Below are 15,260 nucleotides of genomic sequence, written 5' to 3'. Positions count from 1 at the left end.
AGAATTTCCTCCTAAATTATATTTTATTATTTAATGCTTTTTTTACTTCTATAATGATTTTATTTATAAATTCATCATTATATATATTATTCATACTATTATTAGAACTGCCGTTAGAGAAATCTTTAATTTTAGATATATCATTAACTCCATAAGCAATTCTCTTTCTATTAAATAAATGTAAAACACTTATATTATCACTTGTGGCATTTCCTCCATAACTTCCACATCCTAAAGTAAATGATGGAGTCAAAGAAGTTGCATAACCCACAGCACCTTGGCTAGTAGGAGTATTTACCAACACGCGTGATACTGGCATAACTGATGAATAATTAAGAATTCTTTCCTTATCATTAGCATGTATAGCACAACTATGCCCCATACCAGCAAATCTTATCAAACTTAAAGCTATATATTTAGCATCATCTAAATTTTTTGCTTCATAGAAAGCTAAAATACAAGTTAATTTTTCTATAGAGAAAGGAAATTTCTTACCAACTCCAGTTTCTGGTGCAATCAAAACCCTGGTATATTCTGGCACTTTTATACCTGCCATATCAGCTAATGTTTTTCCGTCGAGTCCAACTATATTCGGATTAAATGCTCCGGTAGGTCCAACAAGTATTTTTTCTACTTTTTTCTTTTCTTCTTCGTTCAGGATATAAGCACCTTGTTTTATACATTCTTTTTTAACAAGATCTGAAACTGCAGAATGCGCTATAATAGACTGCTCTGAAGCACAAATAGTACCATTATCAAACGTCTTACTGCATAAAATATCTGCAACCGCTTTTTCAACATTTGCTGTTTTATCAATATAAGCTGGAACATTACCCGGACCAACTCCCAATGCAGGTTTGCCAGAACTATAAGCGCTTTTAACCATAGCTGAACCGCCAGTAGCTAATATTATGGCAACTTTATCATGCTTCATTAGCTCTGATGTGGCAACCATTGTAGGATTAGATATGCAACCTACTAAATTATCATCTACACCTAATCTTTTTAATTCAGACTTTATTATTTCGACCGTTTTTAATATACATTCTAAAGCTCTAGGATGCGGACTAAAAACTATAGCATTGCCAGCTTTCAATGATATTAAAGTTTTAAATATAACAGTAGATGTTGGATTTGTAGTAGGGATTATACCTGCAACAACTCCCATAGGTACAGCTACTTCATATATTTTATTATCATTATCTTCCTTGATTATACCTCTAGTTTTTATATTTTTCATATAATCATTTAATATTTCACTAGCAAGTATATTTTTAGTCTTCTTATCCTCCCATCTTCCAAATTTAGTAGTTTCACACGCTAATTTAGCAAGATATTCTGAATTTTCATAAAGTACCCTAGCCAAAGAATTAACTATATTGTCCGTTTTTTCTTGATCTAACTTTTCAAATCCCTTTTGTGCCTCATAAGCTTTCTCTACTAAATCCCTTGTCTCTTGTATAGATATAAGATCAACATCTTTTATTGTTTCCATATACTGTCCTATTTATCAATTATTTCTTTTTCTTTTTTCTCTTTTTAGGATTTTTTTTATCAGAGGATTCATCAATTAAATTATCATCTAATAACATACCATCCATATTAATAACATTGTCGTTTAAATCACTGCCATCATTATCTTCTGAAACATCTGTTACTTCATTAACAACAGCATCATTATTATGTTTTGTAGTATTCACAGTATCATTATTAGAATCTATTTTTTTATCAATACTATTGGAAAGATCTACTTCTTTACCACCATTATCTTTGTTGAAGTCATCTTTAAAAATAGTGTCAAACACCTCTGCACTTAATCTAGCTATAACAGTACTACTTAAAACCATACCAACCCTTTGAGAGGCAGCCACACCGCAATCAACAGCAACTTTAACAGCTGCAACATCTCCAAAAAAACTAATTGTAACTATACCGCCTCCAATATAGGTTATAACAGGTGTAATAACATTACTAGATTTTAAAGCAGCATCTAATGCTTCAATAGCCGCCACATCACCATAAGTTTCTATCATTCCTATAGCATATTCCATACACAGAAATCCTAAATATTAAAATAATGTTGGATTAGAACATACTGATTTTACAGCTTCAGCAAATGCCATACAAGCAGCTTTACAAGCAGATTGCTCACCTGTTAAAAATGCAGATGCAAAGTTTGTTTCTGAAGGAGGAGGTCCAAACACAGCCAATTTAACATCAGCTGCCTTCAAAGCTGCATCTATAGCATACATAGCTTCAAGCGGAGGAGCAACAAGATATGCTAAAGGAGAACCTAAAGCTATACCTGCCTGTTCAGATAAATAACTTCCTGTTCTAGAAATTGTATAAGCATAGTATGCAACAGAATCATCTTCATTAGCTGATTTAAATGTAGCATCACCTGAATTAATAAAATCTATTGCTGCATTTAATCCGCTTCTTACTTCTGCTGGTGAAGGCCCTGCTAATATACCTATAAATTCTCCAGCATACTTCTGACTAGCATTAGATGCTCCAGCATACATTGAACGTGCATAAGCAACTTTAACATCAGCTTTTTTTGTAGCTTCATCTATAGCTGTATATCCTACATCATCACAATCGGTAGTTATTAAACCTAAACTTTTATAGCTGCCATCAAGTTTAAATTGTTCAGCCATGGATTTATCTACATTAGTTATCATTTTAACTGCCAATATATTAACTTTTATGCTATCATCTCTCATAAAAATGAACTCCTTTATTTTAATTCTATACCACTAACTTTTTGTTCTAACATTTTTTTCACAAGATCTGCTATATAAGCACCAGCTTCTAAAGCAGGCATACCGCCAGAATGTATATTAGAAACAACTGTTCTTCTACTTTCAGGCATTCCTATAGTTGGTCTATAAGCCATATAACAACTCATACTCTCATCTGTTATCAATCCAGGTCTTTCACCTATTAAAGTACAAACAACATCAGCATCCAATAATTCTCCTATTTCATCCATTACACCAACTCTACCGTATCTAACAAAAAATGGTGTACCTATAGTTAAATTATATGATTTTAAAGACTGCTCTATAGACTGAAGAGTTGTTTTAGCATTTGTCATTACAGCCATTGATGATAACCCATCAGCTACATATATCTCAACTTTCGGACTTTTTTGACATTTCTCCTGAACCATCTTCACACCTTCTTCATTAAGTCTTCTTCCAAGGTCAGGACGTGTCAAAAACATATCTTTACTTGTACATCTAGTTTGTACAGACCACCATCCATTTTCTTTAATAAATTCTTCAGGAACATCTTTAAACACTGTATCTTGTGCTGTAGCATGGTCTGCTCTAAATCTAAGCATAGTCCTAGTAGTATATCTAGGACCTGATCTCCAAATACCTATTCTTCCAGGAGTAGCTTGCTTAAGTTTCATATACATATCTAAATTCTGCGGATTAGGAACTCTCATTTCTTTTTTGAAATCCATATCACCCAAATCTTCTAAAGGAGAATCATCTGCAAATGATGAAGATGAATTAGAAGACACATTATTGTTTGTTACAGAATTTTTAGATACATTATTAATATCCATATTAGATAATACTTTTTTTATCAATAATTCAAGTTCTGCTTCTTGCATATTATAACTCCTATATATTATTTCATAAATATAGAGGCATCACCAGCTATATCTGTAAGTCTGCCATTCTTCCATATACCCATATTTTCAAGCCATTCTTCAAATTCTTTTATAGGTTTTAAACCTAAAAGCTGTCTTAAAGTAGGAGCTTCATGATAACCTGTACATTGATAATTCAACATTACATCGTCGCCTGCTGGTATTCCCATAAAGTAGTTACAGCCAGCTGCTGATAACAATACAGCTAAATTCTCAATATCATTTTGATCTGCTTTCATGTGGTTAGTATAACAAGCATCACAACCCATAGAAATTCCTGTAAGCTTACCCATAAAGTGATCTTCAAGACCTGCTCTAATAACTTGTTTAGAATTGTAAAGATATTCAGGACCAATAAATCCTACTACTGTGTTTACTAAGAATGGACTATATTTTTTAGCAAAACCATAACATCTTGCTTCCATAGTTACTTGGTCAGCACCATGATTTGCCTCAGACGAAGCCTCAGAACCTTGACCTGTTTCAAAATATAAAACGTTAGGACCAACTCCTGTACCATAATGCAAAGCAACATCTAAAGCCTCAGATATTAAATCTCCGCTTATACCAAAAGCTTCATTACCTTTCTGACTTCCTGCTATACTTTGGAAAATCAAATCAGATGGAGCGCCTTTTTTAATTGCTTCTATTTGTGTAGTAACGTGCGCCAAAACACAAACTTGAGTTGGTATCTTGAATTTGTTTTTAAGATCTGTAAAAGCATTTAAAACTCTTGTAACACTTTCTACCGAATCGTTTACAGGATTCAAACCTATAACAGCATCACCTACTCCATAACTAAGACCTTCCATAGTAGAAACTATTATTCCATCTACATCATCAGTAGGGTGATTAGGCTGAAGTCTGAATGAAAGTGTACCTTCTTGACCTATAGTAGTATTACAATGAGCTGTTATTCTTATCTTTGAAGCTGCATATATCAAATCCAAATTTGACATAAGCTTACATACACCAGCAACAACTTCACTAGTAATACCTCTGCTGACTCTTTTTATCATCTCACCTGTTGTGTGATTAGATAATATCCACTCCCTAAAATCAGACATAGTCCAGTTTTTTATTTCATCATAAATCCTCTCATTCACCTGATCCTGTATTATACGAGTAACTTCATCTTCCTCGTATGAAACAACTGGATTATTCCTAATATCAGCTATGGTTAAATTAGCCAAAACCTCTTTAGCGGCAACCCTTTCCTTAGAAGTCTCAGCACATAAACCAACTAAGCTATCCCCCGACCTCTCTTCATTAGCTTTACCTAACACTTCTTTTAAATCTTTAAACTCATACACAGTGTTAAGAAGTTTAGTTTTCAACCTCATCTCTTTAAACTCCAAAAGAATATTTATAGAAAACCAATCTTTTCTACTAAAGAAAGTATAGTATATATATATCAAAAAATCAAGCGGTTGACTTTAAAATAATAAAAAAAACATACTTTAAACTAACAAATCATTCTCTTAAAATCCTAAATACAAGGTTTATGACTTAGGGAGTTTATAATATTCTGATTGTATAAAAACTGCTCCCGAGTTTTGTAACAAAAAGGAATATCCTGACTTATGGCTATCTACGCTTCACCTTCTCACTAATAAGCAATGGTTTTTTAATATTAGCGATTTAATATTAAAAAGAAGTTTCGCTACCAAACACAGTGACGGGCTCGTATAGGATTCTAACCTATTTCCTCCTAATTATATTATAAAGTATAATATAATTATAAATAAAAATCAAGGTGTTTTTTACAAAAAAATTAAAAAATAAAATCACCATTTATTTAATGAATTGTGCATATATTCAACCACATTAATACCATATATATCATTCAATAACCTAATATCAAAGTCATCAATACTTCCAAAATATTTAGAGCCGCCATTTTTTAAAACCAATAATTTATCAGCAAAATTTAATACAGCATTAATATCATGAAGAACTGCTATAATACATCGACTACCTTCTTTAACCCACTCTTTCAAATTATAAATCAACTCTATCTGACTATTCAAATCTAAATGATTAGTAGGCTCATCCATAAGTATTATGCTTGGATTTTGCACTAAAGTCCTAGCTAAAAAAACCCTCTGAAGCTCACCCCCTGAAAGCTCTGTTATTAACTTATCTTTTAAATGCATAATCTTTAATTTTTCCATATAATAAATTACAAATTCTTTATCCTCTTTACTTGGAATAGACAAAAGTTTATCTTTATAATTAAAATATCTACCCATCATTATAGTATCATAAGCAGTGTAGCCAAAATATATCGCAGACATCTGAGTCATTATAGCTACAGTTTTATAAGTATCTATTTTTCTTATATCTTCATTATTAATAAGTATTTTTCCGCTATCAAAATCTATTATTCTGCATAAAGATTTTAAAAGTGTGCTTTTCCCGCATCCGTTTGGACCTATAATACATAAACTTTCGTTTTTATATGCCTCAAATGATATATCTTTCAAAACATCTTTTTTATTTGTATAGCTCAAACATAAGTCTTTTACTTCAAGCATTTTATTTACTTTATCATTCATAAAAAATTACATTCCCTTTTTACTACTGCTGCTCGATATAAATACATATAAAAAGAAAGGCGCACCTATAACAGCTGTAACAATCCCTATAGGTATATTTGAACCTTCTACTATAACCCTTGAAAATATATCAGAAATATTTAAAAGCAATGCCCCCATTAAAGCAGACATAGGAACAACAATGATATGCTTAGCTCCAAATACTTTCCTCGCTATATGAGGAGACACCAAATCAACAAACCCTATTATACCAGTAAAAGCAACCAACATTGCTGTTATAAATGACGAAATAAGTATAAAAAATATTCTCATATTCTTTACATTAATACCTAAAGATAAACTTGTCTCATCTGAGAAAGTCATAATATCCAATACACTTGAATATTTTATAAGTATAAGTAAAAATATTAAAGTAGCAAAAATTATTATGAAAATATCTAATTTGTTTCTTACAAATAAGCTTCCAAGCTGCCAAAGTATTATCTGATTTGAATATTTAGGAAACATATAAGATAAAAAACTCATTACAGAACTTAAAAAAAGCGATATTACAATTCCTGCAAGTATTATAGAATTATTACTCATATATTTATCTATTCTATTAGATATAAACAATATAAATAATATAGTAATGAAAGCAAATATCATAGATGTACTTATAAAAAAATACTGATTAAAAGATATCTGCATAACTATAAGTAATGCAGCCCCAAGACCTGCACCAGATGATATACCCAAATTATAAGCAGAAGCTAATGGATTTCTTAATATAGATTGTATAACAACTCCAGTCATGGAAAGTGAAGCTCCTACAAATAAGGATAATATAGCATGCTGAAGCCTTATACCTATAATATCAGAATTTATTTTATCTATATTCATAATCTCGATATTTAACAACTTATATAATAATATAGCTCCTATCTCTTTAGGCGATATAAATACACTCCCTATACATATTGATAATATAGTAGAAATAAAAACTAAAACCAATATTATTATTATCTTTTTTATCATTACAATTAATTCCTAATCAATTCAATATCTTTATATTCATTAGGATAAATATATTTAGCCATCATTATTAAAGCATTAACTATATTATGGGTAGGCAATGAAGCTGATGTTATATAATATACATCTTTGTTTTTTACAGCATTTACATTCTGCCAAGATGCTCTGCTTAATATTTCTTTATCAGGATTATTAATGTAATCAACACTTGTAAATATTATATCAGGATTTAAAAAGAGTACATTTTCTTCTGTTGTGGATATCCAAGAATTTCTATCCGAAAATACATTTGATGCTCCTATAATATTTATCATGTCGTCTAAATAAACATTAGTACCGAATGTGTATAAATTTGGCAAAGCCGATATTTCAAAATACACTTTCTTTTTATTAGTTATTGTATCGCCTATAGCTCTAATCTTTTCTATATTACTGCTCATAATATTGACAATGTTAGAAGCCTCATCAGTTTTAGATAAAACATCTCCTAAAAAGAATATATCATCTTCTATAGAATTAATAGTATCACTTGTAGGTATTACAGCCACACATATACCAGAAGCCTTTATAGAATCTAATGAATTTTTTCCTCCAAACACACTAAAACCATTAACAAAAATTATGTCAGGCTTAAGAGATATTATTTTTTCTGAATCAGGATTAAACATGTCAAAAACGGCAATATTAGACATATCCACATTGTTAGTAGATAAAATTTCTTTAGAAGTAGAGTCAACTGCTATTATTTTATCAGCAAAACCTAAAGATAATATAATATCCGTAGAAGAAGGAGATAAACTTGCTATACTTTCTATTTTTTTTGGTAAAATAATTTCATTTCCTACTCTATCTTTTGTTATATTCTCTTCTATATTTATTTTAGAATCATTACATGAAAACAAAAATATATTAAAACAAATAAATACTATATATATAGTAAGATTTTTCATAAATGACAAATCCTTCTAATATTTTTATTTAACAAATTTAATGTTTGGCAATTATAATTCTAAAGATTCATATTGTCAATAAAATATTAATTCAAATAAATAATATTAAATATATTTTATTTAAGTAATATAAATAAATTGAATATAATAAAAAAATAATTTATTATTATTATATAATTTATTGACTTTTTTATCATTTATAGTATAATACTTTCTGTAGTAAATTTTTAGGAAAAAACTAATGAAAAATATAAATAATAGCTACACTCTTTTTACAAATCATTCTTCAAGGCGTTAAGCCTCTAAAATTCTTTTATTAAAATAATTTCATCAAAAACATTAAAAAAATAAAAAACATATTATTTCTAAATATCACAGAGGAGTATTGTATTATGATAAAAGTATCCGTTATAGGTGCAACAGGATATGCAGGTGCAGAATTAATTAGACTGCTATTATCTCATAGTAAAGTAGAATTAAAAAATATTTCTTCAAAAAGTTTTGTTGGAAAAAACATAAACGAAGTATATCCTAACTTAAATAAAAACTTAGATAAATTATTAATAGATGAAAATGAAATATTTGAAAACACTGATGTAGTATTTGCCTCACTTCCTGCTGGTTTAAGCGATGAGATTGCAAATAAATGCTTTGAAAAAAATATTTTATTTATAGATTTGGGGGCTGATTTCAGATTGGACGATGAAGAAGATTATAAAAATTGGTACGGCAAAGAATACAAATATAAAAATCTTCATAAAGAGGCAATTTATTCAATACCTGAAATAATTAAATATGATAATGTATATAATAAGAAACAATTAAAGAATGCTAAAATTATAGGAAACCCCGGCTGCTACCCTACTTCTATAGGTTTGGCATTAGCTCCTGCTTTGGTAAACAAATTAATACAAAAAGATGATATTATAATTGACTCTAAATCTGGAGCTACTGGTGCGGGACGTGAATTAAAATTAAATACTCATTATACTGAATGTAATGAAGCATTTGCTCCATACAAAATTGCTGAACATAGACACACACCAGAAATAGAACAAACATTATCAAACATATACGGTGAAGATATAAAAGTTACTTTTGTTCCTCATTTGCTTCCATTAAACAGAGGAATAGTTTCAACAATATATGCTAAATTAGAAAATAAAAATCTTAAATTGGAAGATATACATAACATTTATAAAGAGTTTTATAAAGATTCAGCATTTGTAAGAGTATTAAATATTGGAGAGATAGCAAATTTAAAATATGTTAAATACTCAAATTACTGTGATATATCTTTGCATATAGACAATAGAACAAACAAATTAATAATAGTATCAACAATAGACAATATGGTAAAAGGAGCTGCAGGACAGGCTATACAAAACATGAATATAGCTTTAGGGTTAGAAGAAGCTGAAGGATTGAATTTCATTCCTCCAGCTTTTTAATAAATATAGATAAATAATTATATTTAATTAAAAATAATATAATTAAAATTATTTAGAACTATTTTGCACTTTTTGGTTCTTTTTGCTGCGGGAAAAAGAACAATAAAAAAACAAGCATATAAGAAATTAATTTACTAAACAACAATTAATTTTATAAATAAATAGGAGAATAAAATGATAAATATTAAAGAAATTGAAGGCGGTGTATGTGCTTCTGAAGGTTTCTTCGCAAATGGAATACATGCAGGAATAAAGAAAAATAAAGAAAAAAAAGATTTAGCAATAATTTATAGTAAAAGTCAATGTTCTGCTGCGGCAGTATATACTCAAAATAAAGCATGCGGAGCAAACATTACAGTAAGTAAAGAACATTTAAAAGACGGAAAAGCAAAAGCTATTATATGCAATTCTGGTAATGCTAATACTTGTAATAAAAACGGAGTAGAAATAGCAAAAGAGATGTGCAAACTTACTGCCGATGTACTTAGTATTGATGAAAAAGAAGTAGCTGTTGCATCTACTGGAGTTATAGGAGTACCATTACCAATAGAGCCTATAGAAAAAAATATTAAACAATTAATAGATAATGCAAATCACTCTCATAAGCATGCTAAAAATGCTGCAGCTGCAATAATGACAACTGACACATTTATGAAAGAGATAGCTTATGAGTTTGAAATAGACGGCAAAAAAGTTCATATTGGAGGCATAGCAAAAGGAAGCGGAATGATTCATCCAAATATGGCTACAATGCTCGCATTTATCACAACAGACTGCAATATATCAAGTGAAATGCTTCAGAAGGCTTTAAGCGAGGATACAAAATCTACATACAATATGGTTAGCGTTGATGGAGATACTTCTACAAATGATATGTGTGTTGTACTTGCTAATGGAGAAGCTAAAAACACTTTAATAAATAAAGAAGATGATAATTATAAAATATTTTGCAAAGCATTAAATATGACAAATACTTATTTATCTAAAGCAATAGCTAAAGACGGAGAGGGGGCTACAAAGTTAATAGAATGCGAAGTAATGAATGCAAGCGATATGAAATTAGCAAGAAAAATAGCGAAATCTGTTATAACATCAAATTTAGTTAAGGCTGCTATGTTTGGCTGCGATATGAACTGGGGAAGGATTTCATGTGCTATAGGTTATACTGATGCTGATTTTGATATAAATAAAGTTTCTATAAATGTAGGTTCAAAATACGGTGAGATGAATGTTTATAAAGATGGATATGGTGTAAAGTTTGATGAAGAAGAGGCTTTAAAAATATTAAAAGAAGATGAGATAAAAATTACAATAAATATGAACTGCGGGGCTAGCAAGGCTATAGCTTGGGGATGTGATTTAACTTATGATTATGTAAAAATTAACGGCTCATACAGAAGCTAAAATTTTATATAAAGCAATATAGATACAAGGAAATAAAAATGGATAATATTTCAAATAGAGATAAAGCACTTATACTTAATCAGGCACTTCCATATATACAAAAATACACGGGAAAAACCGTTGTAATAAAATACGGAGGAAGTGCTATGGAAAACCCTGAATTAAAAAAGAAAGTTATGAGCGATGTTGCTTTGCTTTCTACTGTGGGAATAAATGTTATAGTAGTTCATGGGGGAGGAAAAGACATTACTGCTATGCTCAATAAAATAGGCAAAGAATCAAAGTTTATAAATGGATTAAGATACACTGATAGCGAAACTGCGGAAATAGTAAAAATGGTTCTTGCTGGAAAAGTTAATAAAGAGTTGGTGGCTTCTCTTGAAAACTGCGGAGGCAAATGTTTAGGTATATGCGGTATTGATGGGAACATGTTTAAAGTAAGCAAATACAAAGGAGATACTGATTTAGGATTTGTTGGAGATGTTGATGATGTTGATACTCATTTGCTTAATACAATAGTAACAAACAAATATATTCCAATAGTTGCTACTGTTGGATGTGATAAAGATGGAAATGTTTATAATATTAATGCTGATACTGCTGCTGCAAAAATTGCAGAAAGCCTAAAAGCTGAAACATTAATATATATGACTGATACACCTGGACTTCTGCAAAATAAAGATGATGAAAGCACTTTAATAAGCCAAATAAATATTAAAGAAATAGATAATCTTATAAAAGATGGAACTATATCTGGAGGAATGATACCTAAAGTTCAACACTGTATTAATGCAGTACAAAATGGTGTATCAAAAGTGTTTATAATAGATGGAAGACTATGCCATTCATTATTAATAGAGATGTTTACTGATGAAGGTATAGGAACAATGTTTTATAAAGATTAAAATAAATTAAAATAATAAGGATAAAAATATGGCATGCAAAAAAAATAATAATAATCAAAATAATGAAAAATCAAAATTAAAAAAAGAATATATTAATAATAGTAAAAAATATGTTGCTAACACTTATGCAAGATTCGATTTAGTTTTGGAATCTGGAAAAGACACTAAATTAAAAGATGTAGAAGGAAAAGAGTATATTGATTTAGGAAGCGGCATTGGAGTTAATAGCATTGGTTATGGAAATAAAAATTGGATTAATGCTGTAACTAATCAATTAAAAACTTTGCAGCATACTTCAAATCTCTATTATAATAAACCTTATATAGATTTAGCAAAAAAATTATGCTCTATCACAAAATACGATAAAGCATTTTTCTGCAACTCTGGTGCCGAATCAAATGAAGCTGCTATTAAATGTGCAAGAAAATATTCATTCAATAAATATGCCAATAATGATAAAAATTATAAAAGAAACAAAATTGTAACATTAAAAAACTCTTTTCATGGCAGAACTATCTGTACAATTTCTGCTACAGGTCAGGAAGTTTTTCACAATTACTTTTTTCCATTTTTGGAAGGCTTTTCATTTGCAGAGGCAAACAACTATGAAGACACTATAGAAAAATTAAAAGATAATGCATGTGCTATAATGATGGAGCTTATACAGGGTGAAGGCGGAGTTATACCTCTTGATAAAGAATATGTACAAAAGATAAAAAAATACTGCGAAGAAAATGATATACTTTTTATAGTAGATGAAGTTCAAACTGGCGTTGGAAGAACAGGAAAGTTTTTATGCTCTGAACATTTTGGTATAAAACCAGACATCACTACATTAGCAAAAGGTTTAGGGGGAGGTCTTCCTATAGGGGCTATACTTATGAATAAAAAATGTTCCGATGTATTTGTTCCGGGGGATCATGCTTCTACATTCGGTGCTAATCCTGTTGTTGCTGCAGGAGCTTTAGAAGTTTTAAATATAATAGATAAAAACTTATTAAAAGAAGTTGAAAAGAAATCTAAATATATAAAAACTAAATTAACAAAACTTAATAATGTTGTAAGTGTTGACGGAATAGGTTTAATGCTTGGAATAGGATTAAAAGATGGATTAAATGCAAGAGAAATAGTTGAGAAATGTATATTAAAAGGAGTCATTCCACTAACAGCAAAAAATAAAATAAGACTTCTTCCTCCTCTCACAATAACTGATAAAGAATTAGAAAAAGCTATTTCAATACTTTGTGAGTGTATAGAAAATATTTAATTTTTAAAACAAATATAATTGTTGTACTTATAGTCTTAATATATGGCAATAAAAAAAGTATAATAATTTTGTTAAAAAAATATTTTCATAATTTAATTATATCCTTTAACTAAATATTAATAAAATAAATATTTATCTAAAAACTATTATATATAAATCTTATATATAATAGTTTTTTTATAATATTTAGTTATAAAAATATTCAAATAACTTGATTTAAAAATATTTATGTATTATATTATAAATGTATATACAAATATATTTAAAAGAATATACAAATCAAAAGGAGAGCAATATGAAAAATATTATCTTAGTTACTCATGGCAAATTTGCTTTAGGAATAATAGATTCATTAAAAATTATTTATGGCAATGTTGAGAATATTAGTTGTGTTTCATTAGAAGTTTCAGATCAATTATCAGATATAAAAGATAATATCATTAAAGAGATAGAAAAATATGATAATAATATTTCTACTATAATTATCACAGATATAGTAGGAGGCAGTACTACAAGAGCCGCTTTAGAAACATTATCCCATAGGAAAAATATATATATAGTAACAGGGTTAAATTTAGGTTTATTATTAGAAATAGTTATGGCTGATATTGGAGAAGATGATTCCAAGAATAAAGAGATATTAGAAGACATTATAGCAGATACAAAAGAAACTATGTATTTAGTCAATAATTATCTTGAAAAAAATTATCAAAATTTAGAAGAATTATAAATATATATTTTAGGAGTAATTAATTATGATAAAATTATTAAGAATTGATGATCGTCTTGTACATGGTCAAGTCGCTGTAAGTTGGGTATCTTTTACAGGTGCTGATACTTTATTGGTTGCAAATGAACAGGCTGTCAATGATAAGATGATGCAGGCTGCTTTTAGTATGGCAACTCCGCCTCAAGTTTTGTTATCCATAAAGAATATAGAAGGTGCTATATTAGTTATTAATAATCCTAAGCATGAAAATAGAAATATACTAGTTATCACAGCTTCTATAGATGATGCTTTAACTATTTGTAACAATACGAATTCTATAAAAACAATATGTTTGGGAGGGATTAGAAAAGCTGAATCTAAGAAAATGATTGATATGCAGGTATATTTAGATGAGCATGATATAAATAATTTAAAAAAGCTACATGAATTAAATAAGGAAATTTTTTTGCAAGCTGTTCCTACTGGACGAAAGCTTGGATATGAAGATATCATAAAAGAATTTTATAAATAACAAAGGAGAGTAAAATGTTATTAAATGCGTTATTACTTGGTATTTTAGCTGGTATAGCTATATGGGACGGACGTGTTTTTGGTCAGCACATGATTGACAGACCAATAGTAACAGGTCCAATAGTTGGATTAATATTAGGAGATTTTCAGACAGGAATAATAATGGGGGCTTCATTAGAATTAGTAATGATGGGTATTGTCGGCATAGGCGCTGCTACACCTCCTGATGTTGTTGCTGGGGGAATATTATCTACTGCTTTTGCTATTATGTCTGGATTAAGTATGGAGGCTGCTGTTGCCTTATCTTTACCAATTGCTACTTTGGCTCAATCTGTCGGCATATTAGACAGAACAATAAACACTACGTTTTTGCATTGGGCAGATAAAGCGGCAAATGAAGGAGACCCTAATAAAGTTGCTAGAGCTATGTGGGCAGGAGCATTTTTATTCTTTTTTAGTGAATTTATAGTTGTATTCTTGGGAGTATTATTAGGTTCAAATACAATAGCTGCTTTTATTGATGCTCTTCCTGACTTTATTATAAAAGGTTTAACAGTAGCAAGCGGAATGTTGCCAGCATTAGGTATAGCCATTTTAATGCAATTAATCTTTGATAAAAACAATGCGGCATATTTATTTGTAGGTTTTGTTTTAAGTGCAATATTTGAAGCAAGTACTATAGCTGTTGCTATTGTTGGCGGTATTATAGCTTATATAATTTATCAAGAAACAATAAAACATAAATCTAACGAAAATAATCCTAATACATTAGAAAATAATAGTGCTTCAAGCGGAGAACTATAA

At 29.4% G+C, this 15,260-nt stretch carries 15 protein-coding genes and 1 riboswitch; of the genes, 7 read left to right on the top strand and 8 right to left on the bottom strand.

Features of this window, described 5'->3' with window-relative positions; genetic code table 11:
* Positions 1 to 16: 16 nt before the first annotated feature.
* The 8 genes from R4I97_RS10165 to R4I97_RS10130 form a co-directional block, all read right to left on the bottom strand.
* The gene (locus R4I97_RS10165) at positions 17 to 1,495 is read right to left on the bottom strand and encodes an aldehyde dehydrogenase family protein (RefSeq protein ID WP_335784928.1); all 1,479 of its coding nucleotides are present in this window, start codon (positions 1,493 to 1,495) and stop codon (positions 17 to 19) included.
* A gap of 19 nt (positions 1,496 to 1,514) precedes the next feature.
* Positions 1,515 to 2,051 carry a BMC domain-containing protein gene (locus tag R4I97_RS10160; protein ID WP_335784927.1) on the bottom strand — a complete coding sequence of 179 codons (537 nt, stop codon included), beginning with the start codon at positions 2,049 to 2,051 and terminating at the stop codon, positions 1,515 to 1,517.
* Between the two features lie 18 nt (positions 2,052 to 2,069).
* The gene (gene eutL / locus R4I97_RS10155) at positions 2,070 to 2,726 is read right to left on the bottom strand and encodes an ethanolamine utilization microcompartment protein EutL (protein WP_335784926.1); all 657 of its coding nucleotides are present in this window, start codon (positions 2,724 to 2,726) and stop codon (positions 2,070 to 2,072) included.
* 14 nt (positions 2,727 to 2,740) lie between these two features.
* Positions 2,741 to 3,628: an ethanolamine ammonia-lyase subunit EutC gene (eutC, locus tag R4I97_RS10150; RefSeq protein WP_335784925.1), complete on the bottom strand. Its 888-nt coding sequence runs from the start codon at positions 3,626 to 3,628 to the stop codon at positions 2,741 to 2,743.
* A gap of 17 nt (positions 3,629 to 3,645) precedes the next feature.
* Positions 3,646 to 5,010, bottom strand: coding sequence for an ethanolamine ammonia-lyase subunit EutB (locus R4I97_RS10145; protein ID WP_335784924.1), 1,365 nt, complete (start codon positions 5,008 to 5,010; stop codon positions 3,646 to 3,648).
* A 226-nt stretch (positions 5,011 to 5,236) separates the two neighbouring features.
* A riboswitch (cobalamin riboswitch) is annotated at positions 5,237 to 5,380 on the bottom strand.
* A 74-nt stretch (positions 5,381 to 5,454) separates the two neighbouring features.
* Complete coding sequence (locus R4I97_RS10140) at positions 5,455 to 6,225, bottom strand: ABC transporter ATP-binding protein (protein WP_335784923.1); 771 nt, start codon at positions 6,223 to 6,225, stop codon at positions 5,455 to 5,457.
* A gap of 6 nt (positions 6,226 to 6,231) precedes the next feature.
* Positions 6,232 to 7,242, bottom strand: a complete 1,011-nt coding sequence (locus tag R4I97_RS10135) for an iron ABC transporter permease (protein ID WP_335784922.1) — start codon at positions 7,240 to 7,242, stop codon at positions 6,232 to 6,234.
* Between the two features lie 5 nt (positions 7,243 to 7,247).
* Positions 7,248 to 8,189 carry an ABC transporter substrate-binding protein gene (locus R4I97_RS10130; RefSeq protein WP_335784921.1) on the bottom strand — a complete coding sequence of 314 codons (942 nt, stop codon included), beginning with the start codon at positions 8,187 to 8,189 and terminating at the stop codon, positions 7,248 to 7,250.
* A gap of 392 nt (positions 8,190 to 8,581) precedes the next feature.
* Here R4I97_RS10130 and argC point away from each other — a divergent pair, with 392 nt between their 5' ends.
* The 7 genes from argC to R4I97_RS10095 all read left to right on the top strand — a co-directional run bounded on the left by argC (position 8,582) and on the right by R4I97_RS10095 (position 15,260).
* The gene (argC, locus tag R4I97_RS10125; protein WP_335784920.1) at positions 8,582 to 9,640 is read left to right on the top strand and encodes an N-acetyl-gamma-glutamyl-phosphate reductase; all 1,059 of its coding nucleotides are present in this window, start codon (positions 8,582 to 8,584) and stop codon (positions 9,638 to 9,640) included.
* A 174-nt stretch (positions 9,641 to 9,814) separates the two neighbouring features.
* The gene (argJ, locus tag R4I97_RS10120; RefSeq protein ID WP_335784919.1) at positions 9,815 to 11,044 is read left to right on the top strand and encodes a bifunctional glutamate N-acetyltransferase/amino-acid acetyltransferase ArgJ; all 1,230 of its coding nucleotides are present in this window, start codon (positions 9,815 to 9,817) and stop codon (positions 11,042 to 11,044) included.
* A gap of 38 nt (positions 11,045 to 11,082) precedes the next feature.
* Complete coding sequence (argB, locus tag R4I97_RS10115) at positions 11,083 to 11,949, top strand: acetylglutamate kinase (protein WP_335784918.1); 867 nt, start codon at positions 11,083 to 11,085, stop codon at positions 11,947 to 11,949.
* A 28-nt stretch (positions 11,950 to 11,977) separates the two neighbouring features.
* Positions 11,978 to 13,216, top strand: coding sequence for an aspartate aminotransferase family protein (locus R4I97_RS10110; protein ID WP_335784917.1), 1,239 nt, complete (start codon positions 11,978 to 11,980; stop codon positions 13,214 to 13,216).
* A 295-nt stretch (positions 13,217 to 13,511) separates the two neighbouring features.
* Positions 13,512 to 13,946, top strand: a complete 435-nt coding sequence (locus R4I97_RS10105) for a hypothetical protein (protein ID WP_335784916.1) — start codon at positions 13,512 to 13,514, stop codon at positions 13,944 to 13,946.
* 25 nt (positions 13,947 to 13,971) lie between these two features.
* Entirely contained in the window at positions 13,972 to 14,457 is a 486-nt protein-coding gene (locus R4I97_RS10100; RefSeq protein WP_335784915.1) for a PTS sugar transporter subunit IIB, read from the top strand.
* A gap of 14 nt (positions 14,458 to 14,471) precedes the next feature.
* On the top strand, positions 14,472 to 15,260 hold the full coding sequence (locus R4I97_RS10095; RefSeq protein ID WP_335784914.1) for a PTS sugar transporter subunit IIC: 789 nt from the start codon (positions 14,472 to 14,474) through the stop codon (positions 15,258 to 15,260).

This window comes from Brachyspira pilosicoli (assembly GCF_036997485.1).
GTDB lineage: Bacteria > Spirochaetota > Brachyspiria > Brachyspirales > Brachyspiraceae > Brachyspira > Brachyspira pilosicoli_C.
Note: the sequence above shows the minus strand (reverse complement) of the source record. Positions and strands in the feature narration are given on the sequence as shown.

Excerpts from the sequence above, each read along its gene's own strand:
- R4I97_RS10165 (WP_335784928.1), bottom strand. The coding sequence starts at position 1,495 with ATGGAAACAATAAAAGATGTTGATCTTATATCTATACAAGAGACAAGG.
- R4I97_RS10160 (WP_335784927.1), bottom strand. The coding sequence starts at position 2,051 with ATGGAATATGCTATAGGAATGATAGAAACTTATGGTGATGTGGCGGCT.
- eutL (WP_335784926.1), bottom strand. The coding sequence starts at position 2,726 with ATGAGAGATGATAGCATAAAAGTTAATATATTGGCAGTTAAAATGATA.
- eutC (WP_335784925.1), bottom strand. The coding sequence starts at position 3,628 with ATGCAAGAAGCAGAACTTGAATTATTGATAAAAAAAGTATTATCTAAT.
- R4I97_RS10145 (WP_335784924.1), bottom strand. The coding sequence starts at position 5,010 with ATGAGGTTGAAAACTAAACTTCTTAACACTGTGTATGAGTTTAAAGAT.
- R4I97_RS10140 (WP_335784923.1), bottom strand. The coding sequence starts at position 6,225 with ATGAATGATAAAGTAAATAAAATGCTTGAAGTAAAAGACTTATGTTTG.
- R4I97_RS10135 (WP_335784922.1), bottom strand. The coding sequence starts at position 7,242 with ATGATAAAAAAGATAATAATAATATTGGTTTTAGTTTTTATTTCTACT.
- R4I97_RS10130 (WP_335784921.1), bottom strand. The coding sequence starts at position 8,189 with ATGAAAAATCTTACTATATATATAGTATTTATTTGTTTTAATATATTT.
- argC (WP_335784920.1), top strand. The coding sequence starts at position 8,582 with ATGATAAAAGTATCCGTTATAGGTGCAACAGGATATGCAGGTGCAGAA.
- argJ (WP_335784919.1), top strand. The coding sequence starts at position 9,815 with ATGATAAATATTAAAGAAATTGAAGGCGGTGTATGTGCTTCTGAAGGT.
- argB (WP_335784918.1), top strand. The coding sequence starts at position 11,083 with ATGGATAATATTTCAAATAGAGATAAAGCACTTATACTTAATCAGGCA.
- R4I97_RS10110 (WP_335784917.1), top strand. The coding sequence starts at position 11,978 with ATGGCATGCAAAAAAAATAATAATAATCAAAATAATGAAAAATCAAAA.
- R4I97_RS10105 (WP_335784916.1), top strand. The coding sequence starts at position 13,512 with ATGAAAAATATTATCTTAGTTACTCATGGCAAATTTGCTTTAGGAATA.
- R4I97_RS10100 (WP_335784915.1), top strand. The coding sequence starts at position 13,972 with ATGATAAAATTATTAAGAATTGATGATCGTCTTGTACATGGTCAAGTC.
- R4I97_RS10095 (WP_335784914.1), top strand. The coding sequence starts at position 14,472 with ATGTTATTAAATGCGTTATTACTTGGTATTTTAGCTGGTATAGCTATA.